Source organism: Alcanivorax limicola (assembly GCF_019931215.1).
In the GTDB taxonomy this organism is placed as follows: domain Bacteria; phylum Pseudomonadota; class Gammaproteobacteria; order Pseudomonadales; family Alcanivoracaceae; genus Isoalcanivorax; species Isoalcanivorax limicola.
In genome coordinates this window covers 1,198,799-1,221,045 of record NZ_JAIOUB010000001.1, presented here as the reverse complement: position 1 = coordinate 1,221,045, position 22,247 = coordinate 1,198,799, and the positions used below count along the sequence as shown (strand labels likewise).

Genomic DNA, 22,247 nt, shown 5'->3' with positions numbered 1-22,247 from the left:
AAGCGTCATAGTTTGGCTTCATGTTCTCGCAACGCATGAATTTCCGCTTCGGGTAGCCCTGTTAGGTCAGCAATAGTGGCATTGTGCATTTGCCTCCCTCTGGTACCGTTGCTCAGAAAGTATACGCTCATTATCGTCGAGCCGGGCATTGCGTCATCATCCATGATCGTTGCGATACGGATGATGACGCGATGAACTCGGCGTGTCTGTCAGCCGGTCTCGTTTTCCTCAGAAGATATTCACGTCCCCCATCGGATGGGGCTGACTCCGGAATCGCCCGTTCGCCACACAAGGCCCGTTCGAGATATGGATCTCGATATACGAGGGGTCAGTGAAGTTGCCCACGCCATTGCCAAAGAAGGCGTTGAAGATATACGGCCCCGGACAGACAGGGCTGGTGGGCAGATACAACGGCTCACCGCCAGCCGGGTAGTTGATCGGCGCCGGGTCGACAAAGGTGGGCGGGACAGATGGCGCTACGGTATTGGCGATAATGCCTATGGTGGCCGGCATCGGCACAAGCATTGGGCAGGGCGGCGGGCCGCTCAGCGCTATGGCAAGGTGATACAGAGACACACCGGTGTGTAGCGGGAAGCTGCCGGGCGGGTCGTAATCCACGTGGGTGTGCAGGTGCACATGACAGGTGGCGGGCGCAAAGCCGGGAACGATCAGCGTCAGCGGACCATCAAAGTCCGTCACAAAGGGCAGCATGCCGGGCGGCATCGGTGCACCCCGTTGTCGCGAATGTCAGCAGCCAGTGCCTTGCCGGCACACAGGACTAGCAGTGTGAGTGCAGCCAGGCGCAGTAGCCTGTAAGTCATGGGGTTGCTCATGGTCATCTCCTTATGGTTGTTTGCCCCCGGCGGTTATATCCAGACGATACGCCTGGAAGAGGGGAGAGCTGCACATCCATTAAGGAAAAATGAGGTTTCCCGTTTTGAGTATCTGGCCGTCACACACGGCTGATGGGTGATCAGTACTTCCTGAGCGCACGGGCCAGGTCGATGAGGATGGCACGCTTGCTCTTGTCCAGCTCCCGGAGGTGGCGTTGCAGGCGCACCAGGTCGGCGCGCCAGGGCTCATTGGGTAGCGGTTTTCCCGGCGCGGTGGGTTGGCTGGCTTCCAGTATCAGGTAAAGGTCGGATACCTTGGTGTCGAGCGCTGCCGCGAGTTGCGCGAGCAAGGTGATAGACGGCTGCTGCAGACCTCGCTCGATACGAGAAAGGTTGCTGGCATCCGTGCCGGCCCGGAAGGCGACGTCTTCCAGGGTCTCAAAGCGGTTCTCCCGCTGACGTCTGAGTATCGTTCCAATTTTCATCCCCGGATTGTGCAAAGTGATTCAAGACCGCGCCATGCGCCACAGTTCATATTGGTATAATGATTGTTGCGTTATACGCAAATGCGATGGCGAAGGCAAAGTATCATGCGGGAAAGCCGCAGAAAAACGACGGATGGTAGCTGCCTCTCGTCAGATGTTTCCGAACAGTGCGTGGAATTCTTCTTCTGAAAGGAGTGCCCGGTAGGCCCGCAAAAAGCGTCTGGAGAGCCAGTTCAGGCGAAGGTTCATCAAGCGGTGGGAAATAGCAAACGCCATACTGCGGAGAAGGCTGCCCTGATAGCGTTGGTGGACTTGCCACAGGGCGTCCCGGCGCTCGTTCGGGAAGTGGATGCCGAGACGATGGTCGATGAGCAGATCCAGTTCCTGCCTTGCAAGGGCGCGTTGCCGGTCAGGCGGCGGTGACGGCGGCACATCGTGGTAGAGCGCCACGATGTGCCGTTCGTACTCCTGTCGGGTGAGCAGCGGGCCGTGATTCACCTGCAGGCTCCGCTAGATTTTCCCGTATACGCCTTGCACCACTTTTTCGCCATACAGCTTCCGTAATATATCAGGATCGGCCAGCACCAGGTGTTCGTCGCGGCTGACCTCCATCAGTTGTTTGTAACGACGCTCTGGCAATATGTTGGCGATATCCTTCTGGAAGGCAAGCGTTATGTCATTGAAACACCGAATGAACTCCACCTGTTCTGCTGGTGTGAGCTTCTTTTGCTCCCGTTCCTGTGTCAGATGGGTGTGGTTCAGCTCCAGCCGCTGTTTTGCATGCAGCAGGTAATGCCGCTCTTTCTCGTTGACGTTGCCTAGCCGGAAGGCAATCTCGCGGTCGAACAGCGTCATGGCAAAGTTCATCTCGTCGACGGGGCCGTTGTCCTTGCGAAAATGCCGGTCATAAGCCTGCTTGACGCTGCGAATGAAGCGTATTTCTTGCAGTGAGGGTTTTTTGAACCAGGACCCGGATGAGCCAGATGAGCCTGAGGACCCTGAAGAACCGGATGAACCAGACGATGAATCTGACGATCCTGAATCCGTTGCGCCGACACAGGCGGCCAGCTCGCCGCTGACGCCGGCATGTTTGTCGAAGGGCGAACGGCATGGCCCGAAACGGACCTTGCCATAGGTGCCAAAGGTCAGCGATGACAGGGCGTAACCCCGCGCTCCGCTGACCAATATACCGGCCGGGTAGAGAATACGATTGGCGGCCTGATGGCAGACGCCGTTGACGAGGTAACAGCGGATACCCGCCTTCTCGTCAGAACCGGCGATGCGGTCCGCTCTGCGTGTACTGCCTGTGCCTGAGTTGAAGGCGCTGCCGCCGGTGCTGCCGCCCCAGCAGCCCCAGGCTTTACCGTTGTTGCCGCATCGCACATAGGTGTGGTCGGCGGCGTTGGCCATCAGAATAGTCGGGTATTTCATTGCTACGAGCGTACCCATGATATATCTCCCTGGGTGAGTGAATTACTCCATTTTCTGGATGCTCGTAGCTAGCCTACCTCGCAGGAAAGGGGCGGTGAAATAATGGCACTTTGCCATTATTTGTTGGGTCGTTAATCAGCCGCTGTTCAGCCGCTATTGGCGCGCAGCTTCATGCGTTTGGTCCTGGAAGAACGAATCCCCACCATCACCAGGCTGCGGACAAATGCACCGAGCACGCTCTCGTTCTTGCGGGGTTCTTTGCCTTTGCCCATGCGGTGCAGCTGGCGGGCAAACCACACCACCTCCATCATCGCCATATCATCAATGGCCTTGATGCCGGTGCGGCGGGGCTCCACCACGCTGTGCACAGATTCTCCGTTCAGGATGCGCCGTGGCAGGTCCGGTTCGAGTGCCAGAGGGCGGGCCACGCCAACGATATCGGTGGCGCCGCTGTCGACGGCGGCCGCCATGCCCTCGGAGGTGCGGAAGCCACCGGTGACCATCAGCGGAATGCTGATGCGGGCACGAATCTTCTCGGCGTAATCGAGGAAGTAGGCCTCGCGTTTCTGCGTGCTTTCGCGAATACCTTGCCCTGCCATCTTCGGGCTTTCATAGGTGCCGCCGGATATTTCCAGCAGATCCAGCCCTTCATTGGCCAGGGTTTCTGCGACGGTCATGGACTCTTCTTCGGTGAAGCCGCCACGCTGAAAGTCCGCAGAATTGAGTTTGATGCTGATCGGGTAAGCCGGGCCGACTGCCGCGCGAATGGCGCGATAGATTTCCAGCGGGAAGCGCATGCGGTTTTCCAGTGAGCCGCCCCAGCGGTCGGTGCGCTGATTGTGGTGGCCGGAAAGAAACTGGCTGACCAGATAGCCGTGGGCGCCATGGATCTGCACGCCGGTAAAGCCGGCGGCCTTGACGATGCTGGCGGTGCGCGCAAAGCGCTGGATGATGTCGAGGATCTCCGCTTCGGTCAGCGCGCGCGGTTTCTTGAAGTGGGGGCTCAGCGCCTTGCCGAAGGGAATGGCGGACGGGCTCAGCGTGTCGCCGGTGGCCAGCATTTTCGGGATCTGTTTGCCGGGGTGATTCAATTGCACCCACAGCTGGTTGCCGGCGTGGGTGCCGGCGCGGGCCCATTCGCGCAGCATCGGCATGTCGCGCTCGTCTTCGACCACCACGTTATGGGGTTCGCCCAGTTGGCGTTGATCCACCATGATATTGCCGGTGATCACCAGCCCGGTGCCGCCCTCCGCCCAGCGCTTGTACAGCCGCACCAGTTCGCGGGTGGCGTGGTTATCAATGGTGCCCAGGGTTTCACTCATGGCGGATTTGCCAAAGCGGTTTGGCAGGGTCACGCCGCAGGGCAGGGTCAGGGGCTGGCCGAGGGTGGTGGCGAAGGTCATGGGTCACGTTCCGTAGCAGAGGGTGGTAAGGGGGCCGCAGGCCCATTGCCGGGCGAGCAGCGCCGCGTTACGATAACTTCGATAGCTATCAAACAATGGAATCACGCTATTCAAATGTTCGATGTCCGTCAAACTGTTTTGGCGGTGCCGGCATGATTTGGCCTGATATGACCTGTGGAGGCCTCATGAACAAAGACAGCGACATGCTGGCTAAAGCCTTCCGATCTTTGGCCAACCCCAATCGCCTGAAGATCTATCAGGCGTTTGCGCGCAGTTGGGATGAAGGGCGGCAGACGTCGGTGGATGAGGTGCCGGCAGGGTGCCTGCTGGCGGAGGCGATCAAACGGCTGAATATCGGCGCGCCCACGGTGTCGCACCATATCCGCGAATTGGTCGATGCGGGGCTGATAACGACTCACCGTCAGGGGCGGCAGTTGTTCTGCGCGATCGAACCCGATATGCGTGAACAACTGCGCCGGTTCTTTACTGGTGCCGAGGTGACACCGGATCAGTGAACTCCCGCGTCAGCGAATGTCCGGCAGGCTGCCCCAGGCGCCGACAGTAATGCGCTGCTCTTCCTTGATCGGGGTACACGGCACGCACTGCATGGTGAAGTCGTTCGGTGAGACAAACAGTAGCCCGCGTGCCATATGCTCGGTCGCCGTGTGGGCGGCGCGGTAGTCTCGCTCAGCGCCAGGCATGCCGCCCGTGCAATTGCCGGTGGTGATGCACGTCATGTGGCCGCCGATATTCTGCGCACATTCCTGCATGCGTGACTCGACATTGCGCAGACACGCGGCGCGCTGATCCTCCATCAGCAGTGCCGCACCCATGGCAATGTTGCGCCGCGCTCCCAGCGCCCGACGCAGTGCCTGGTCGGGTTTCAGGCTGCATCGGGTGCGTTCCAGGAAGGCCTCCATGTGCGCGGTAAAGCCGTGCCAGTGCAGGCGCGAGCACAGAATCAGCCCGTCTGCCTGTTGCAACTCACCACGCATGAACGTATCCAGCCCGTCACGTACGCGGCAGCACCGATCGCCGATACGCTCAAGATCATTGCGGCAATTGCAGCAGCGGGCGACCGGGTCGGGAATGAACTGGTCAATAAAGCGTATGTTGGCATAGCAGCCCACCGAAATGGCGCCGCGCAAGGCGGCGCGTGCGAAACCCATGATGAGCGCGTCATGGCGGCTTCCGGAAACAAGCACGAGTATCTTGCGCGCATTGGCGCGGTATTGTTGTGTCGTCATTTTTCACAACCCCATATTTTTTGCGTTTTGTTTCTGGTGCCCCGTGATGTCACGGTGACATTATTTTTTTAAAGAGAAACAATTGCTATGGTAGGTGGCGTCACTGGAGCGCAAGAAGGCCCGGCGCATCACCGACAGTCATTCTGTCTTTGATAAGAAGGAGGCACAACGAAGTTTAATTTGGCGTGATGAAATTAAACTTCACTATAAGATGATGTTCGTAAGCTTGCGCCGTAACTTCCCCGGGTTACGGCGTTTTTTTTGCATTTTCTCTATGTTTTTGAAAGGTATGATTTCTTTTATTTTGCTTTCGATAAGATTAAAGCATGATGTCTGAATGCCACTATTCTTCGGGGACGTCAGTGCTGCTATCGTCGGGTGGGTTCTGTGTGGGAAGAATAGTATGTTTGCTGCATTTCCGGTCGCGGCGCTGCGCGCTTATGAAGCGCTGGCGCGCACGCTCAATGCGAAAGAAGCGGGGAGTGAGTTGGGGGTAACGCCGTCGGCGATTTACCACCAGGTACGTCAGGTGGAAGAGTGGCTCGGTGTGCCGCTTTTTCTCCGTAAGCATCGCGGCATGGAGTTGAGCGACGCCGGGCAGCGCTTCTATGGTGTGCTTCACAGTGCCTTCCTTGATATTGCGGTTTGCGTCAGCGAGATCAGCCCGGCGCCGCAACCCTCCAGTGTGCGCATTTCTGTGCCGCCGGCATTTGCCGAGTTCTGGCTGGTGCCGCGTCTCGATACCTTTCAGCGCCGCCATCCTGAGGTGGCGTTGCGCCTGGAAACCGTGGTCGAGCCGCCGGACCTGAACCGGGAGGCACATATCGATGTGCTGATCTGTGACATTGACCGGGACGCTGCGGGATTGGTGAGACACGCGGAACTGACAGAAGACATCGGCGTGTATGGCAGCCCGTCGCAGGTGGCGCGCGCATCCTATGTGCCGTCGGCGTTGTTGGCGCTGCCCGGGCAGGCGAGCGCGCAAGACGCGTCGGGCTGGTACGCCTGGATTGCGGCAGCGCGAGAAACCTGGCTGGAGGACGGGGTAGCGTGGCGCGAGTACCCCCTCCAGACTCTGGCGATACAGGCGGCAATCGCCGGGCAGGGGCTGATTCTGGCGAGCACAGCGTTGGTGTCAGACAGCGTAGCCCAGGGGCGATTGATGCCCTATCGGCCCGATGTGACGCTGGCGGGTAAAGGCTATACATCACTGACATTGCCAGGGCGTGAACGGCATCCTCCTGCGCGGATGTTTCTGGATTGGCTGTCGGAAGCGTTTACGGCACCTCGGCAGGGTCGTTAGGCTGGCGCATACATTCGGTGAGCGGTCGTACCATGGTGCGAGACGTCCCTTTTTCCTATAGTGTCGCCTCACGCTTTCGATATCAGGTTTGCTCCCCATGCGCTTGCGTTCCCCGTCCCGCTCCGTTCAGGTTGCCATCGTGCTTGGCGTGCTGCTTCTTATATGGTTGCTTTCTGGTGAACGGCAGTCATTTCGTGATCAGGTGCCGGAGGCTGACACGGAAACAGAACGCGCCGCCACACTGAGCCGGGTGGAAGTGCGTGATCAGACGGCTGAGCAGTATCAGGCGCGTGTCCGCGCTCAGGGGCAGCTGCTGCCCTGGCGGGAATTGGCGCTGCGCGCACGGACCGCGGGGCAGGTGGACAAGCTGCTGGTGCGTGAAGGCGCCAGGGTCAATCGTAATGCAGTGATTCTGGAGCTGGATCAGGAAGACCTTCCCGCACGGCTGGCCCGCACGGAGGCAGAGCTTGCCGCGCAGCGGGCCGAGCTTGCCGGCGCAGAGCGCCTGCAGGGGCGCGGTCTGAGTTCGGAGAGCGAGCTGCTGCGCTTGCGCAGTACTCTGGCGCAGGCGGAGGCAGAGCACGCTGCGCTGCGTCAGCAGATGACGCATACCCGCCCGCGCGCGCCGTTTGCCGGGGTGATCAATCGGCTGGTGGTAGAAGAGGGTGACTTTTTGCAGGTTGGCGAGGTGTATGCCGATCTGGTGGAAGACCAGCGGCTCAAGGCCAGCGCCTGGGTCAGCCAACGGGACATCACGGATGTTGCCCCCGGGTTGCCGGTGCAAGTGACCTTGCTGGACGGGGAAGTGCTCGACGGTGAGGTGATCTTCGTGGCCAGCCGTGCCGATGAAAGTACCCGCAGTTACCGCGTTGACGTTGAGGTTGCCAATCCGGCGCAGCGGCGCCTGGCGGGCGCGAGCGCGACGCTGGACATCGCCTTGCCTGAACGGCCCGCGCATCGCCTCTCTCCGGCGCTGCTGGTGCTGGATGATGACGGCAAGCTGGCGGTGCGGCACCTGGATGACGACGACCGGGTGCTGCTCACGCGGGTGCGCCTGCTCAGCGCCACCAGCCGGGCCGCCTGGGTCAGCGGGCTGCCCGAGCATGTGCGGTTGATCACCGTCGGGGGCGGTTTTGTCGCCGAGGGCGACCAGGTGGATCCGCGGCAAGAGGCCGAAGAAGAGACCAAAGAAGCACCTCCGAGCACGCCAGGGGAAGGTCAGACCGGTGAGCTGTCCTGATGCGTACACTGATTCTGGCGGCGATGAATCGCTCACGCACGACGCTGCTATTGCTGCTGTTTCTGTTGATCGGCGGCGCCGCAGCGTGGCAGATGATTCCCAAGGAATCCAACCCGGATGTCACGACCCCCTGGGTCTATGTGGTGCTGACCCTGGAAGGCGTCAGCCCGGAAGATGGCGAGCGCCTGCTGGTGCGGCCCATGGAGCAGGAACTGCGCGCCATTCAGGGTGTGCGCAAGATGACGGCCCAGGCGTCGGAGGGCTATGCCTCGATCACGCTGGAATTTGATGCCGGCTTTGATCCGCGCCGCGCCCTGGCCGACGTGCGTGACCGGGTGGATATCGCCCGCGCCAAGATTCCGGATGAAGCCGAAGAGCCACGCGTGCGGGAAGTGAATGTTGCCCAGTTCCCGGTATTGTCCATCGGCCTGTCCGGTCCCCTGTCTCAGCCTGAACTGGTGATGATTGCACGCGAACTGCGTGAGGCCATCGAGGGCGTGCCTGATGTGCTGGAAGTGGATATCGGCGGGGAGCGAGAGGACCTGCTGGAAATTGTTGTCGATCCGCTGGTCCTGCAAAGCTACGGCATCAATTTCGACACACTGTTCAGCCTGATTTCCCGCAACAATCGCCTGGTGGCAGCAGGCAGCCTGGATACCGGCGCCGGCCGTCTGGCATTGAAAGTTCCCGGTGTGATTGAAGAGCTCGAGGACGTGTTGTCGATGCCGGTGAAGGTAGATGGCGACCGTGTGGTGACCTTTGGCGATGTGGCCAATATTCGCCGCACCTTCAAGGACCCGATGGGCTATGCCCGCATCAACGACCAGCCCGCTGTCGTGCTGGAAGTTTCCAAGCGCGCGGGCGCCAACATTATCCATACCATCGATGCGGTGAAGGCATTGCTGGAAGAGGCCCGGCCGATGCTGCCGGAAGATCTTCAGATTGATCTGATCATGGATCAGTCCGCCGACGTGAATGATGTGCTCTCCGAATTGCTCAATAATGTCACCACGGCCGTGGTGCTGGTGTTGATCGTGATTCTGGGCGCCATGGGTGTGCGTTCCGCCATGATGGTGGGGCTGACCATTCCCGGTGCGTTTCTGACTGGCATCCTGATGATCTGGGCAGTGGGTTATACCGCCAATATCGTGGTGCTGTTTTCGCTGATTCTGGTCGCCGGCATGTTGGTGGATGGCGCCATCGTTGTGGCCGAACTGGCGGACCGCAATCTGCGCGAAGGGCAGTCGCCGGATGATGCCTGGGCCAACGCCGCCATCCGCATGGCCTGGCCCATCATCGCGGCGACGGCCACAACGCTGGCTGTATTTGTGCCGCTGCTGTTCTGGCCCGGCATGGTCGGTGAGTTCATGAAGTATCTGCCCGCCACGGTGATCCTGTGCCTGATCGCCTCGCTGCTGATGGCGCTGGTGTTTTTGCCCACGCTGGGCAAAGTGCTCAGCCGCCGCCACCCGCCGGGCGAGCCGCTGATCACTGAGGGCGGGCGGGCGTATCGCCGCGCGCTGAGCGGGCTATTGAAAGTCCCCGGGCTGACACTGCTGGCGGCGCTGCTGCTGATCATGCTGGTGTATCTGGCTTACGGCCGTTTCAATCATGGTGTGGAATTTTTCCCGGCAGTGGAACCGGATTCAGCCCAGCTGCTGGTGCGCGCACGCGGCGATCTGTCTGTGGAAGAAAAAGACGCCATCGTGCGTACCGTGGAGCGGCGCCTGGGCGGACTGACGGAAGTCCGCGCGCTATATGCCCGCTCTTTCGCCGCGGCCTCCAGCCAGCAGGGCTCGGATGTGATTGGCGTCTTGCAGTTTCAGTTGATTGATTGGCACCAGCGTCGCCCGGCCCGTGCGATTCTGGATGACATGCAGGCGCGTGTGGATGACATGCCTGGCGTGGTGCTGGAATTCCAGGAGCGGGAGCAGGGCCCGGCGGCGGGCAAGCCGGTGCAGCTGGAAATAAGCGCACGCGATCCGGCGCTGGCGGATGAAGCGGTAGCGCAAATCCGTGCAGAAATGGTGCGGCTGGGTGGCTTCAGCGGGATCGAGGACAACCGCAGCTTGCCGGGAGTGGAATGGCGTTTGCGCGTGGACCGCGAAGAAGCTGCGCGTTTCGAGGCGGATGTCACCAGCATTGGCAGCGCGGTGCAGATGATTACCACCGGTTTGCTTTTGGCGACCTATCGCCCCGTGGATGCTATTGATGAAGTGGATATTCGCGTACGCATGCCCGATGCATGGCGCAATCTTGATCAGTTGCAGCGGCTGACCCTCAACACCAATCGCGGCCAGGTGCCCCTCAGCCAGTTCGTGCAGCTAGAACCGGCGCCGAAGGTCGGGACCCTGCATCGTGTGGATGGACGCCGTGCGGTAACCCTGCGGGCAGAACTGGCGCCGGGGCATCAGCTGGACGAACGGCTGCGCGCGTTACGTCCGGTGCTGGATGACTTGCCGGAGGGCGTTATGCTGTCGATGGCGGGCGAGCAGATGGACCAGCAGGAAACGGGGGAGTTCCTGGTGGCGGCATTCTTTGTGGCGATCTTCATGATGCTGATTATTCTGGTGACCCAGTTCAACAGCATTTTTCAGGCCATGCTGGTGTTGTCCGCGATTGTATTTTCCACGGCCGGCATTCTTATCGGCTTGCTGGTGAACAGCCAGCCATTTGGTGTGGTGATGGTGGGCATGGGCATCATCGCGCTTGCCGGTATTGTGGTGAACAACAATATCGTCTTGATCGATACGTATAATGAAATGCGAGGGCAGGGCATGACGCCTGCGGAAGCGGCGCTGGAAGCCGGTTCATTGCGTCTGCGCCCCGTGCTGCTCACCGCCGGTACGACGGTGCTGGGGCTGATGCCCATGGTGCTCGGCATCAACGTCAATCTGTTTGAGCCCAGCCTGGGGTTCAGCGCACCATCGACCCAGTGGTGGGCACAGCTGTCCAGCGCCATCGCCGGCGGCCTCGCATTTGCCTCGGCACTGACGTTGCTATTGACGCCGTGCATGTTGTTGCTGGGCGCGAAAGTGGGTGACTTTTTTCGTAAGGAATTCGGGGCGGAGTAAGGCCTAGGCTGGTGGTGCGCTGGTGCGCTGGTGCGCTTCGCTGCGCTCAGCACACCCTACGGCAGCCCTGAGCAAACGTAGGGTGTGCTGAGCGAAGCGCACCGCACCGCACCGCACCGCGCATCCCGCACCCACCCTCCCTATCACCCCATCACCCACAATGCTCAAACGCCAACCGATTCCGCATCCGCGTGTGATGCACAATCATCGGAAAATTGCGCAACAACACCTCCGGGTCACGCGGTGGCAATGCACATTGTTCACACGCCGCCAGACTACGCCGCTCGATACTGAACGTATCCCGCACCGAGAACGGCTCTACCACCGTCTGTAACGCATCACCTTCATCACCGACTGGCGCTGCGCCATGGAACGCGCCGGTAATCTTGCCCGGCGACACTTCATAGGTGGCCAATCCCAATCCGATAAACTGAAATGCGGACCACCGCTGCGGTGCTTCATCGAACAGCCGCACCGATTGCCCGCCGGTGCCCACCATCACCTGCATATAACCCACGGGCGTATTGCCGCCATAGGCCATCTTTTGCGAACGCTGGTACACATGGTCATGCCCCACCAGCAGCAGATCCACCCCATAGCGCAGCAGAATATCTTCCTCCAGCGCCACCAGGGTAAAGTTCGCCGGGCTGCGGCCCAGCTGATCCGTCCAGATCGGGTAGTGCTGCATCACCGCGATAAAGTCAATCTCACCGCGCAATCGCGCCAGGGCGGCGGCCGCCAGATCGATCTCCATATTCACCAGCTCTTCCGCCAGCGAAAAATCCTCGATCAATGCGCCCGCACTGCTGACCAGAAAATGCACACGGTTCATGCGGAAAGAATAAAAGGTACTGCCTTCGTTGTTGCCCACCACCGACAGGCGCGGGTCCGGATGCGTCAGGCGGCTCTTGAACGCCTGGCCAGACTGACGCCCGCCACCGTCCTTGGCTTCGTGATTACCCGGCGCCGCCATGGTGATGGTGGATGCCAGCAACGGCTCCACTTCACTGAACCACTGATCCCACACCGGCTGGTTGCCATCGGCATAGGACAGGTCGCCAGCCAGTAGCAGCAAATCTGTGGGATGCTTCAGCGCTTCTTCGGTGACACGGTGCGCGCGACCACTGACGCCGTGATCACCAAAGTGCATGAACCGCCAGGTGTCCTGCGGCACCGGGTCCAGCCAGAAAGTACGCGACCAGCCGCCCTGATCCGAGCCAACGCGGTAGCGGATGGGCCGCTCCGGGTCCAGGCCACGCAGCGTCACCCGGTGCGTCTGCGCATTGACCCCGAAGGTGCGTTCCACGGTGCCGGTGGTGCCGCGAGGGAAGGGGCGCCGTGCATCCTCCGCATCGCTCAGACGTGCCACCGGTTGATCGAAGACCACCATGGACTGCGGCGCATTCAGGCCGTCGGTAAACCAGGTGAGTGTGCGGGTGGTGTGCGGATCTTCCAGCACACTGGCATGCACGCCGCGCGGCGCATGGCTGTCACTGGACGGTGTCCCGGGCGTGCCCGGTGTGACCGGCTGCGGTGTGGTACCGTTGCCCGCCGAACCGCCGCCTCCGCAGGCACTGGTCCCCGCCGCCAGTGTCGCACCGGCCAGCCCTTGCAGCAGCGTGCGCCGTGTGGAAGAAACCTTGCTGTCAGCCATTGTCACCGCCTCTCGTATACTGAAAGGCGACAGGGTCACCATGCATTATGTCAGTCGAGTGACGCGGAGGGCGATGGCAACAAAATACGGACAGAGATTGGACACAGTGTTACGCCTTTGTCGAAAATGCGGTTCCTTGAGCGATGATAGGGCGTTGGTGTCAGGCGCTGGTGCGTTGGTGCGCTTCGCTGTGCTCAGCACACCCTACGGCAGCCCTGAGCAAACGTAGGGTGTGCTGAGCACAGCGAATCGGACTGGCGCACCAGCGCACCGCCTCCCAACTTAAAAGAACGCCCCCTTGACCTAAAGCAAGGTTCAGGTCCCAAACTCCACCCCGACCCCTTGCAGGAGCACCACAATGACAACCACTCCACGCCCCGCCGGCAAACGCGAATGGTGGGGCCTGGCGGTCCTGGTACTGCCCACACTGCTGCTGGCCCTGGACATGACCGTGCTGCATCTGGCCGTGCCGCACCTGAGCGCCGACCTGAAACCCACCAGCGCCCAGCTGCTGTGGATACTGGATATCTACGGCTTCATGATTGCCGGCTTTCTGATCACCATGGGCACCCTGGGGGACCGCATCGGCCGCCGCAAGCTGCTGTTGACCGGCGCCGTTGCCTTCGCTATCGCCTCGGTGCTGGCGGCGTTCTCCACCACTGCCGAAATGCTGATCGTCACCCGCGCATTGTTGGGTGTGGCCGGCGCGACGCTGATGCCGTCCACCCTGTCCCTGATCCGCAACATGTTTGAGGTGGACCGCGAGCGCACCGTGGCCATTACCGTATGGATGACCGGCTTTATTGTCGGCAGCGCCCTCGGCCCGCTGGTGGGCGGCGCATTGCTGGAGTTTTTCTGGTGGGGCTCGGTGTTCCTGCTGGGCGTGCCGGTCATGCTGCTGTTGCTGCTGGCAGGCCCCTTCCTGTTGCCGGAATTCCGTGATGAATATACGGCCAAGCTCGATTTCACCAGTTCACTGATGTCCATCGGCACGTTTCTCGGCGTGATTTACGGCCTCAAGGACATGGCCCGCAACGGCGTCAGCCTGACAGCCCTGGTGGTGATTTTCCTCGGGCTGTTGATTGGCTATCTGTTTATCCGGCGGCAACGCCGCTTGCTTGTGCCCATGTTCGACATGGCGCTGTTTATGAACCGCGCCTTTACGACCTCGGTGATTGCCCTGATGCTGACCATTCTTGCGATCTCCGGTGCCTGGCTGATGGTGTTCCAGTACCTGCAGGGCGTGCTCGGTCTGTCGCCGTTCCGCGCCGGGCTGGTGATGGTGCCCGCCACGCTGGTGCAGGTGTGCGGTTCATTGTTTGTGCCCTGGTTGGCGCGGCGCGTCAAACCGGGCGTGCTGGTCAGCAGTGGCCTGCTGGTGTCCGCCGTCGGCTGTGCGCTGATGGCCCAGGCTAACGGGATGGATACCCTCGGCTTCCTGATCGCGGGCACCATCGTATTGGGCATCGGCGTGATGCCGATGGTCATCCTCGGCACCGATCTGGTGGTCAGCTCCGCGCCGCCCGCCAAAGCCGGTGCTGCCGCTGCCACCTCGGAAACCGCCAGCGAACTCGGCATGGCACTCGGTATCGCCGTTATCGGCAGCATCGGCGCCGCCGTCTACCGCCTGCGCCTCGCTGACGCCTTGCCCAAAGACCTGCCCGCCGATCTGAGCATGGTCGCCCTGGACACACTGGGCGGCGCCCTGAATATCGCCGAAGAACTCGGCGGCGCCCAGGGCGAAGCCATACTGCTCGCGGCCCGTAACGCCTTCAGCCTGGCGTTGCATACCAATGCGTGGATCGGTGCAGCGATTGTGGCGGGCACAGCGGTGTTTACGGCGCTGTTTTTGAAACACTTGCCAGCCCAGAAGCCGGAGGAGCCGGAAGCAGACGAAGCCGTGGCCTGAGAGGCGGTGTGATGGTGCGGGTATGGTGCGCTTCGCTGCGCTCAGCACACCCTACGGCGGGTAGGATGTACGTAGGGTGTGCTGAGCGCAGCGAAGCGCACCATCGCACCATCGCACCATCGCACCACCCCAACCCTGCCAGGTAATCCCGAAATGCTTCGAGAAGGCAACGCTTTCAGCCGGAACGGCTATGCGGCAACGAAAAAAAACGCCACACCGCCCGAAACTGCTGCCCCCAATAATAATACGCCTCCGAAAACATAAACCCCGACCGCGTCCGCCAACTCCTGAACAACGTCGTGGGGGTAGGCGAGGGGTGCGCATCAAGCCCTTGTTGCCGGGCAATGACGATTGCGCGGCGCATATGTAACGGGTCGCTCACAATCAGCACGCGGCCTATGTTGTGTGCGGTGATGATTTTCCGCGCGTGAATCAGGTTTTCTTCCGTTACCGTCGATATTTCCTCAACGAGGATGTCCGCCGCGGGCACGCCGGCAGTGATGGCGTAGTCGCGTGCTGCGGCAGCTTCCGATAGGGATTTGCCCGGGCCGATGCCGCCGGTGAAGATCAGCGTATTCACGATGCCCTGTTGATACAGCCACACCCCGTGGTTGATGCGTTCGCGAAAGACGGGAGAGGGCTGGTCGCCCCATACGGCGGCGCCGAGGACTACTGCTGCATCGGAGGGCGCATCGTCGTATTCATCGGCATAGAGATAGATGCTGACGACAAGGCTGCTGTACCAGGCCAGTGGCACGATAATCAGAACGGCAATCAGTGCTGTCCAGGCGCGGCGTGTTCTTGTCATATCGGCAAATTTCCTTTTATGCCCGGGCGCTTTTCACAACCCCAGAATTACCCCATAAAACAACACCAGAAACCCGCCAATCTCCCCGGCGATCAAGGCCCACATAAACGCCACCATCAACCCACCCGGCAAGGCGCCTTTGCCCAGCCGGTGCGGTTTGCGCAGCTGGTTGTCGGTATCGGCCAGCCAGCCGTGCAGCACATAGGACAAGACCGCAGCAGCAAAGAAGACGATCTGCACGGCCACCGCTATGGTGTTGACGGTCTCCGACAACACGCTCAACTGCGCGAACTTCGCCAGTAACAGGCAGGCAAAGGCATACAGCAGGGCAGTGCGGTGGGCAATGTTCACATAGGGATGCGCTTCCGCAGATTCACGGGTGTGGATTTGCTGGTATTTCCAGACGCCGGTGAGCAGGCCGACAAGGAAGAAGCTGCCAGCGGCGAGGATGGCGAGGGTTTCAGCGGCTTGCATCGGGGCGGGCCTCCACGCTGACCAGCATGCTGCGCTCCAGTAACCAGCCGCGCAGGCGGCGGGGGAGCAGGTTGGTGTAAATGGCGAATTTGTTCAGCAGGCCTGGCACATACACCACCTTGCCGGCGTACATGGCGTTGATGCAGCGGCGCACGACTTCCGGTGAGGTCATGATGCCGGTCTGCTTTTTCACGTTCTGTCCGGCGCTGTCCAGGAAGGGGGTCATTACAACGCCGGGACAGGCGGCGGTCACACTGATGGGGCTGTCGCGCAGTTCGTAATCCAGCACTTCGGAGAAAAAGCGCACGTAACCTTTAGTGCCAGAGTAGGCGGCGTAGCGGGGCGTGGGCAGGATGCCCGCCAGGGAGGCGACGTTCATCAGATAGCTGCGTTGCCCGTGGGCGCGGGCGTGCTGCAAAAAGCCGTGGCTGAGGGTAGTCAGGGCGGTGACATTCAGGTCGATGTCGCGTTGCACACCCGCCAGATCCTGGTCGGCAAAGGCAGCCCAGAAGCCGGTGCCGGCATTATTGACCAGCACGGTCAGCGTATCGCCGCCGGCGGCCAGCACTGTGTCGACCTGCGCCATCAGGCCGTTCAATGCCGTGCGGTCGGACAGGTCACAGGCGAGGGGCGTGGCTGTGATGCCATGCGCATCGGCCAGGCTGCTGGCCAGGGCCTCGAGCTGGGCCTGGCGGCGGGCGACCAGAATCAGGTTGAGGCCACGCTCGGCAAGCTGTTTGGCGATGTCTTCGCCGAGGCCGCTGGACGCGCCGGTAATCAGTGCTGTGGTCATGCGGATGTCTCTCCGGAAAAACACCACTATACGCAAGCTGCGCGGGAGGTTAAGAGGGCAGGTGCTGATTGGCGCGTCCTGCACCCTCAGCAGCGCCCTGCACCCGACCTTCACTTGACCTTTACGATGCGCTTTCACAGAGGCGCGCGTATGATGCAGATTCATTTTTATCGCCGGAGCCCACCATGCCAGACCTGATCCTGCATCATTACGCCATGTCCCCCTTTGCAGAAAAGGTCCGCGCGATGCTGGGCTACGCTGATCTGTCCTGGAGCAGTGTGCTGCATCCGACACAGCCGCCGCGCAAGATGCTGGCGCCGCTGGCCGGGGAGTACCGCAAGATCCCGGTGGCGCAGATTGGTGCCGATGTGTTCTGTGACACGCGCCTGATCACCCGGGAAATCGCGCGCTTGTCCGGCCAGCCGCGTCTGGCGCTGGCTGGCTGTGATGACAAGGTGGCGGAATTTGTCAGCAAGGCGGATCTGGAAATCTTTCTGGCCTGTGTCATCACGGCGAGTGGGCCGAAGCTGCTCTTCCGTTTCTGGCGCAGCACCTCAACGCTGACGGTGATCCGCTTCCTGCGTGACCGTATCCAGATGGGCCGTACGGCAACAGTACGGGCGGCGTCGCCGAAGCGGGCGCCGGGCGTGGTGACGGCGCATCTGGCAGATCTGGAAGCCCGCCTGGCGAACCAATCCTTCCTGTTCGGCGAGACGCCATGTGTCGCTGATTTCAGCGCCTGGCACGGGGTCTGGTTTATTCGCGAGGCGGCGGGCAGCAGCATGATTGCGCCCTACGCCAAGGTGAATGCCTGGATGGATCGCATGAAAGCCTTCGGCCACGGCGCCAGCCAGCCGATGAAAGCCAAGGCGGCCTGGGCGGCGGCACGGGATGCCGCGCCGCGGGAACTGCCGCAGAGCGAGGACTCACCCCTGCTGGGAAAGGCGGTCACTGTGACGCCATCCGATTATGGCCAGGTGCCGGTCAGTGGCACGCTGGTGGCGCAGTTGGCCGACAGCTGGGTGCTGGCCCGCGAGCATGCCGCCACGGGCACGGTGCATGTGCACCTGCCACGTGACGGCTTCGCGTTGGCGGCTCAGTAGCGCTGACCTTGGCAATCTACGCTGTAGCTGTCGCGACTTGTACGCGCCTGCTGCAGCTCGATCTTGCCGTAGGGCGGCAGGCGCCGCTGATAAGCATTCCCGCTGAAGTTGATGTGGCAGTCCATGCCGACGTCTACGGTGTTGTTGATGGTCAGGTACGCGGTGTTGCAGATGCCTTCGTAGTAGACATTGATGTGTTCACCGCTTGAGGAGTCTGTGCTGTCATACCATTGGCACACGGGCTGATACCCGGGCGAGCCCATGTTGGCGTCGTCCAGCCCCGAGGCGATATAGCTCCAGTCCTGAGCAGTGCACCCGCTGAGCGTGGCTATCACCAGCATAAACCCCATCCATGCAGCTATCCCCGATAATGTTTTCATGTGCTTCCCCGCGCTTGTGTTTCCCCGTGTCAGTACCGCCTTCTTCAGTACCGCCTTTTGTGGTCTCACCCACTTGGAGGGACTGCCGCCCGATTCTCGACAGGCAAAGGCGGCGATACGCCGTCGCCGGAACCGCCGCTTGGCATGGCGCTGCACTGCCCGCACAATGATTTCTCAACGCGCTTCATTCAGGGAGTTCTGGCGCCAATGCTGTTCTGGGAAGCACCCGAGTTTATCGTCGTGGCCGTGACAGCGATTGCCGTGGGCACCGTCATAGTCTTCCACTATGAAGTCATCAACCGCATCAACGGCTGGTGCCGGGTGCGTCAGCGCCAGACGGCCCACGATATCCGCCATCGGCCGACGGTCCTTGTTGTCATGTTTGCCTTGTTGTTTGCCCATGTCGCCGAGATCTGGCTGTTTGGCGCCAGCTACTGGCTGCTGTTGAGCATGGAGGGGTACGGCAGTATCAATGGCTATCCGGAGGTGGATCTGCTGGATGCGGTGTACTTCTCTGCCGCGACCTACACCACGGTGGGGTGGGGGGATCTGGCCGCTGCGGGCCATATCCGTTTTCTGGCGGGTACCGAAGCGCTGGTGGGCTTCATGATGATCACCTGGTCGGCGTCGTTCAGCTATCTGATCATGGCCAGAACCTGGGGCGCAGACTGAGCCTGCGCCTCAAGTTTGATCCCGCATCAGGCATCAGAGACGGCGGCCTGCCGGCACTCCTCCAGCAAGGCCGCCAGCGCGGGCTGGCCCATGGCATTCATGGCCGCGATATTGCGATCCGGTATCTGCTCCGGGTCGGGGTGGCTGTCCACGGCCTGTTCCAGGCTGTCTTCGCGCAGCAGGTGCAGGGCGGGCCAGGGCGAGCGGTTGGTGTAGTTCTCCGCATCATCGGCGCCTGTGCCGTCAAACTGGTAGTCCGGATGGAAGCTGGCGATCTGGAACTGCCCCTCCCAGCCAAACCGGTCCAGCAGCCCTTCCGCAAGATCCAGAAAATCATTGTAGTCGGCGAAGTCGCCCAGCATTTCCGATATGGCAATGACGGTGGTTTCGATCTCGCTGGCCGGCTTGCTTTCGAGCAGCGACAGCTCCGCATGCAGGTCTTCCAGCAGTGCCGCCGTGTTATGCGCATTGCTGACGGTGATGCGCACCTGATTATTTTCCAGCGGCTTGCGGGCGAAGGGGCACAGGTTCAGCCCGACCACCACGCGCGTGATCCAGGTCTGCATCTGAGCGGCAATGATCGTGTGCGAGGGGGCCTCGCGGGTGGGCGTGGTATCGGTCATGTCAGCGTATCCATTCAAGGTGCGTGCGAGGTAACAGCGTCACCGACGCGAATCACGCCGGTGTTGAGAATTTCTGCACGCAGGCCGCCATGGCCCATCAATGCCTGGATCACCCGGGTCGGGTTTAGCCCGGGCTGTTGCAACAGCTTGCCGATAACACTGCAGGGTTCGCACAGCTCGATGCCGCGCAGCCGCACCGTGCCCACCTGGAACTCGCGGCCTTCCAGCGCATTGAGCGCCACGCCACGGGTCAGCAGATTGCGGCGCAGGGCCGACGGCAGCACTGCCAGGCCATGGGCCTGATTGAACGCCTCGACCGCTTCCTGTTCGATCAGTGTGATCTGATTGGCCGGGGAGTTGTTCCGGCGATAGTGACGGTCGCCAACAATGCCGCAGCCCATGCGCACCTGCACGGCGTCATGCGCGCTGACCGGGCCGCGTGATGCGGCGGCGGTGTAGATGGCCACGATATCGGCCGCGACAGAAGACATGCCTGGCTCCTTCAATGCGGGGGCTTTGCGGCTCCCGGCGCCGCACAGTGTAGGCCAGGTCAGGCGCCAGCGCGACGTCTCATGCACGCGGGTTAACCTGCGCGGCGCCGGTGCGCGGTGTTACACTGGCGCTCTTTTCATCAAGCAGGCTTTCTTGTGACCGATACCGCGTTTTCCTCCCTGCCGTTGGCGGCCCCCATGCTGGCCAATATCGCCTCCCTGGGCTTCACCGAGATGACACCGATCCAGGCGCAGAGCCTACCGCTGATTCTCAAAGGGCAGGACGTGATTGCCCAGGCCAAGACCGGCAGTGGCAAAACCGCCGCCTTCGGTTTGGGCCTGCTGCATCCGCTCAATCCCCGCTACTTCGGCTGCCAGGCACTGGTGCTGTGCCCGACCCGCGAGCTGGCGGATCAGGTAGCCAAGGATCTGCGCCGGCTGGCGCGCGGCGCGGACAACATCAAGATTCTGACCCTGTGCGGCGGCGTGCCCATCGGCCCGCAAGTCGGCTCGCTGGAGCATGGCGCCCAGGTGATTGTCGGCACGCCCGGGCGGGTGCAGAAGCATCTGCTCAAGGGCACGCTCACACTGGATGGCCTGAACACGCTGGTGCTGGATGAAGCGGACCGCATGCTGGACATGGGCTTCTACGACAGCATCGCCGAGATCATTCAGCAAACTCCCGCGCGTCGGCAGACACTTTTGTTTTCGGCCACCTATCCGTCCGGGATCAAGCAGCTGGCCACCACCTTCATGCGCGACCCGGCGCAGATCAAGGTGGCATCACAGCACGACCCGGTGCAGATCGAACAACGGTTTTATGAAGTCGCGCCGGAAGGGCGCCTGGATGCCGTGGTGCGGGTGCTCTACAGCCTCCGGCCGACCTCCTGCGTCGCCTTCTGTTTTACCCGGCAGCAATGCCAGGAAGTGGCCGATCACCTCAACGCCAAGGGCATTTCCGCGATGGCGCTGAATGGCGATCTGGAACAGCGCGACCGCGATCAGGTGCTGGGCATGTTTGCCAACCGCAGCCTGTCGGTACTGGTAGCCACGGATGTCGCAGCACGCGGGCTGGATATCGACGCACTGGATCTGGTCATCAATGTCGAACTGGGCCGCGACCCGGAGACCCACATCCACCGTATCGGCCGCACCGGCCGCGCCGGCGAAAGCGGCATCGCCGTCAGCCTGGTGGCCCCGCCGGAAGCCCGCCGCGCCCTGGCCATCGAAGCGCAGCAAGGCACGCCGCTGAACTGGCAGCCGCTGGACAGCGTCACACCCCACGCGGATCGCAGCCCGCTGATCGCTCCCATGGTCACCCTGTGCATCGGCGCCGGGCGCAAACAGAAGCTGCGCCCCGGTGACATCCTCGGCGCGCTGACTGGCGAAGCGGGGATTCCCGGTAGCGAGGTAGGCAAGATCGCTATCTTCGACCAACAGGCCTATGTGGCCGTCGCCCGCGACCTGGCGGATCAGGCCCTGAAACGGCTGACCAGCGGGCGTATCAAGGGCAAGTCATTGCGGGTGAGAATGCTCTGACGGTACGCGTATCCATTGACCGTGGTTGTAGCAGGTGAAAATAATGGCACCTGCCATAACACACGGGAAATCAGATGCACCAAGATGACATCAAGGCGCTTTTTGACCAGCAGGCCGCCAGTTACGACACACAGTGGGCAAAAACAGCCCCGATTCGACACTGTTTGCACCTGCTTCTGGGATCGTTGTTTGCCGAGTTGCCCGCGGATGCACGCATCCTCTGTGTCGGCGTGGGAACGGGAGACGAGCTGCTTTACCTCGCAGCGCAGCATCCCGGGTGGCGTTTTACGGCTGTAGAGCCATCTGGCGCGATGCTTGATATCTGCCGCAAAAGAGCAGAAAGCGAGGGTGTCGCGGCGCGCTGTATTTTTCACGAAGGCTATCTTGATTCGCTTCCCGAGACCGCACTGCATCAGGCGGCAACATGCTTTCTCGTCTCTCAGTTCATCCTGGACCACAGTGAGCGCGCGGCGTTTTTCCAGGGTATTGCAGCAAGGCTTGAGCCGGGTGCGGTGCTGGCCAGTGCCGATCTGGCGTCTGATGTGGCCTCGCCGGAATATGACGTACTGCTGCGCGCCTGGATGAGCATGATGTCTGCGGCCGACATTTCACCGGAAGCGATAGAGCGTATGCGGAACGCTTATGCCAATGATGTGGGTGTCCTGCCTCCGGCCAGGATTGCGTCTATCATCAAGGCCGGTGGCTTTGAGCTGCCTGTGCTGTTCTTTCAGGCGGGATTGATTCATGCATGGCTTTCACGGCGCGCAAGCGAGGGGGAATGACAC

22 protein-coding genes are annotated in these 22,247 nt (G+C 61.4%); 9 read left to right on the top strand and 13 right to left on the bottom strand.

Going from position 1 to position 22,247, the window contains the following annotated elements:
• Positions 1-228 precede the first annotated feature (228 nt).
• The 5 genes from K8B33_RS05400 to K8B33_RS05380 form a co-directional block, all read right to left on the bottom strand.
• A complete protein-coding gene (locus tag K8B33_RS05400; RefSeq protein ID WP_223424162.1) occupies positions 229-723 on the bottom strand; it encodes a hypothetical protein in 495 nt (164 codons plus the stop codon).
• 250 nt (positions 724-973) lie between these two features.
• On the bottom strand, positions 974-1,318 hold the full coding sequence (locus tag K8B33_RS05395) for a helix-turn-helix domain-containing protein (protein WP_223424160.1): 345 nt from the start codon (positions 1,316-1,318) through the stop codon (positions 974-976).
• Positions 1,319-1,468: 150 nt separating this feature from the next.
• Positions 1,469-1,816, bottom strand: a complete 348-nt coding sequence (locus K8B33_RS05390) for a hypothetical protein (protein ID WP_223424158.1) — start codon at positions 1,814-1,816, stop codon at positions 1,469-1,471.
• A gap of 12 nt (positions 1,817-1,828) precedes the next feature.
• Positions 1,829-2,767: a hypothetical protein gene (locus tag K8B33_RS05385; protein WP_223424155.1), complete on the bottom strand. Its 939-nt coding sequence runs from the start codon at positions 2,765-2,767 to the stop codon at positions 1,829-1,831.
• A 128-nt stretch (positions 2,768-2,895) separates the two neighbouring features.
• Complete coding sequence (locus tag K8B33_RS05380; RefSeq protein ID WP_223424153.1) at positions 2,896-4,152, bottom strand: NADH:flavin oxidoreductase/NADH oxidase family protein; 1,257 nt, start codon at positions 4,150-4,152, stop codon at positions 2,896-2,898.
• A gap of 185 nt (positions 4,153-4,337) precedes the next feature.
• Between K8B33_RS05380 and K8B33_RS05375 the strand changes: the two genes are divergently transcribed.
• A complete protein-coding gene (locus tag K8B33_RS05375) occupies positions 4,338-4,667 on the top strand; it encodes an ArsR/SmtB family transcription factor (RefSeq protein WP_223424150.1) in 330 nt (109 codons plus the stop codon).
• 9 nt (positions 4,668-4,676) lie between these two features.
• Here K8B33_RS05375 and K8B33_RS05370 read toward each other — a convergent pair whose 3' ends face one another.
• A complete protein-coding gene (locus K8B33_RS05370) occupies positions 4,677-5,399 on the bottom strand; it encodes a hypothetical protein (protein ID WP_223424148.1) in 723 nt (240 codons plus the stop codon).
• A gap of 403 nt (positions 5,400-5,802) precedes the next feature.
• Here K8B33_RS05370 and K8B33_RS05365 point away from each other — a divergent pair, with 403 nt between their 5' ends.
• From K8B33_RS05365 to K8B33_RS05355, 3 genes are all read left to right on the top strand, one after another.
• Positions 5,803-6,702 (top strand): LysR substrate-binding domain-containing protein, encoded by a 900-nt coding sequence (locus K8B33_RS05365; protein WP_223424146.1) that lies wholly within the window; start codon positions 5,803-5,805, stop codon positions 6,700-6,702.
• Positions 6,703-6,799: 97 nt separating this feature from the next.
• A complete protein-coding gene (locus tag K8B33_RS05360) occupies positions 6,800-7,942 on the top strand; it encodes an efflux RND transporter periplasmic adaptor subunit (protein WP_223424143.1) in 1,143 nt (380 codons plus the stop codon).
• On the top strand, positions 7,942-11,016 hold the full coding sequence (locus K8B33_RS05355; RefSeq protein ID WP_223424141.1) for an efflux RND transporter permease subunit: 3,075 nt from the start codon (positions 7,942-7,944) through the stop codon (positions 11,014-11,016). The genes K8B33_RS05360 and K8B33_RS05355 overlap by 1 nt, the downstream gene beginning before the upstream one ends.
• Positions 11,017-11,167: 151 nt before the next feature.
• Here K8B33_RS05355 and K8B33_RS05350 read toward each other — a convergent pair whose 3' ends face one another.
• The gene (locus K8B33_RS05350) at positions 11,168-12,670 is read right to left on the bottom strand and encodes a purple acid phosphatase family protein (RefSeq protein ID WP_223424138.1); all 1,503 of its coding nucleotides are present in this window, start codon (positions 12,668-12,670) and stop codon (positions 11,168-11,170) included.
• A 358-nt stretch (positions 12,671-13,028) separates the two neighbouring features.
• Between K8B33_RS05350 and K8B33_RS05345 the strand changes: the two genes are divergently transcribed.
• Positions 13,029-14,579, top strand: a complete 1,551-nt coding sequence (locus K8B33_RS05345) for an MFS transporter (RefSeq protein ID WP_223424136.1) — start codon at positions 13,029-13,031, stop codon at positions 14,577-14,579.
• A gap of 175 nt (positions 14,580-14,754) precedes the next feature.
• On the opposite strand, the gene K8B33_RS05340 is transcribed toward K8B33_RS05345, so the two are convergent.
• The 3 genes from K8B33_RS05340 to K8B33_RS05330 are packed head-to-tail and all read right to left on the bottom strand — an operon-like array spanning position 14,755 to position 16,654.
• Complete coding sequence (locus tag K8B33_RS05340) at positions 14,755-15,387, bottom strand: YdcF family protein (protein WP_223424134.1); 633 nt, start codon at positions 15,385-15,387, stop codon at positions 14,755-14,757.
• A 33-nt stretch (positions 15,388-15,420) separates the two neighbouring features.
• Positions 15,421-15,861 carry a hypothetical protein gene (locus K8B33_RS05335; protein WP_223424132.1) on the bottom strand — a complete coding sequence of 147 codons (441 nt, stop codon included), beginning with the start codon at positions 15,859-15,861 and terminating at the stop codon, positions 15,421-15,423.
• Complete coding sequence (locus tag K8B33_RS05330) at positions 15,848-16,654, bottom strand: SDR family NAD(P)-dependent oxidoreductase (protein ID WP_223424130.1); 807 nt, start codon at positions 16,652-16,654, stop codon at positions 15,848-15,850. The genes K8B33_RS05335 and K8B33_RS05330 overlap by 14 nt, the downstream gene beginning before the upstream one ends.
• Positions 16,655-16,839: 185 nt before the next feature.
• Here K8B33_RS05330 and K8B33_RS05325 point away from each other — a divergent pair, with 185 nt between their 5' ends.
• Positions 16,840-17,757 carry a glutathione S-transferase family protein gene (locus tag K8B33_RS05325; RefSeq protein ID WP_223424127.1) on the top strand — a complete coding sequence of 306 codons (918 nt, stop codon included), beginning with the start codon at positions 16,840-16,842 and terminating at the stop codon, positions 17,755-17,757.
• On the opposite strand, the gene K8B33_RS05320 is transcribed toward K8B33_RS05325, so the two are convergent.
• Entirely contained in the window at positions 17,751-18,098 is a 348-nt protein-coding gene (locus K8B33_RS05320) for a hypothetical protein (RefSeq protein WP_223424125.1), read from the bottom strand. The two genes, K8B33_RS05325 and K8B33_RS05320, sit on opposite strands and share 7 nt — an antisense overlap.
• Positions 18,099-18,344: 246 nt before the next feature.
• On the opposite strand from K8B33_RS05320, the gene K8B33_RS05315 reads away from it, so the two are divergent.
• Positions 18,345-18,809 carry an ion channel gene (locus K8B33_RS05315; protein ID WP_223424123.1) on the top strand — a complete coding sequence of 155 codons (465 nt, stop codon included), beginning with the start codon at positions 18,345-18,347 and terminating at the stop codon, positions 18,807-18,809.
• Between the two features lie 26 nt (positions 18,810-18,835).
• On the opposite strand, the gene K8B33_RS05310 is transcribed toward K8B33_RS05315, so the two are convergent.
• Both K8B33_RS05310 and K8B33_RS05305 read right to left on the bottom strand, forming a co-directional pair.
• On the bottom strand, positions 18,836-19,432 hold the full coding sequence (locus K8B33_RS05310) for a DUF1415 domain-containing protein (protein ID WP_223424121.1): 597 nt from the start codon (positions 19,430-19,432) through the stop codon (positions 18,836-18,838).
• 14 nt (positions 19,433-19,446) lie between these two features.
• Positions 19,447-19,923 (bottom strand): MOSC domain-containing protein, encoded by a 477-nt coding sequence (locus K8B33_RS05305; RefSeq protein ID WP_223424118.1) that lies wholly within the window; start codon positions 19,921-19,923, stop codon positions 19,447-19,449.
• A 156-nt stretch (positions 19,924-20,079) separates the two neighbouring features.
• Here K8B33_RS05305 and dbpA point away from each other — a divergent pair, with 156 nt between their 5' ends.
• Together dbpA and K8B33_RS05295 are read left to right on the top strand one after the other, a co-directional pair.
• Complete coding sequence (gene dbpA / locus K8B33_RS05300) at positions 20,080-21,462, top strand: ATP-dependent RNA helicase DbpA (protein ID WP_223424116.1); 1,383 nt, start codon at positions 20,080-20,082, stop codon at positions 21,460-21,462.
• A 74-nt stretch (positions 21,463-21,536) separates the two neighbouring features.
• Positions 21,537-22,244 (top strand): class I SAM-dependent methyltransferase, encoded by a 708-nt coding sequence (locus tag K8B33_RS05295; protein WP_223424115.1) that lies wholly within the window; start codon positions 21,537-21,539, stop codon positions 22,242-22,244.
• The last annotated feature ends 3 nt before the right edge of the window (positions 22,245-22,247 follow it).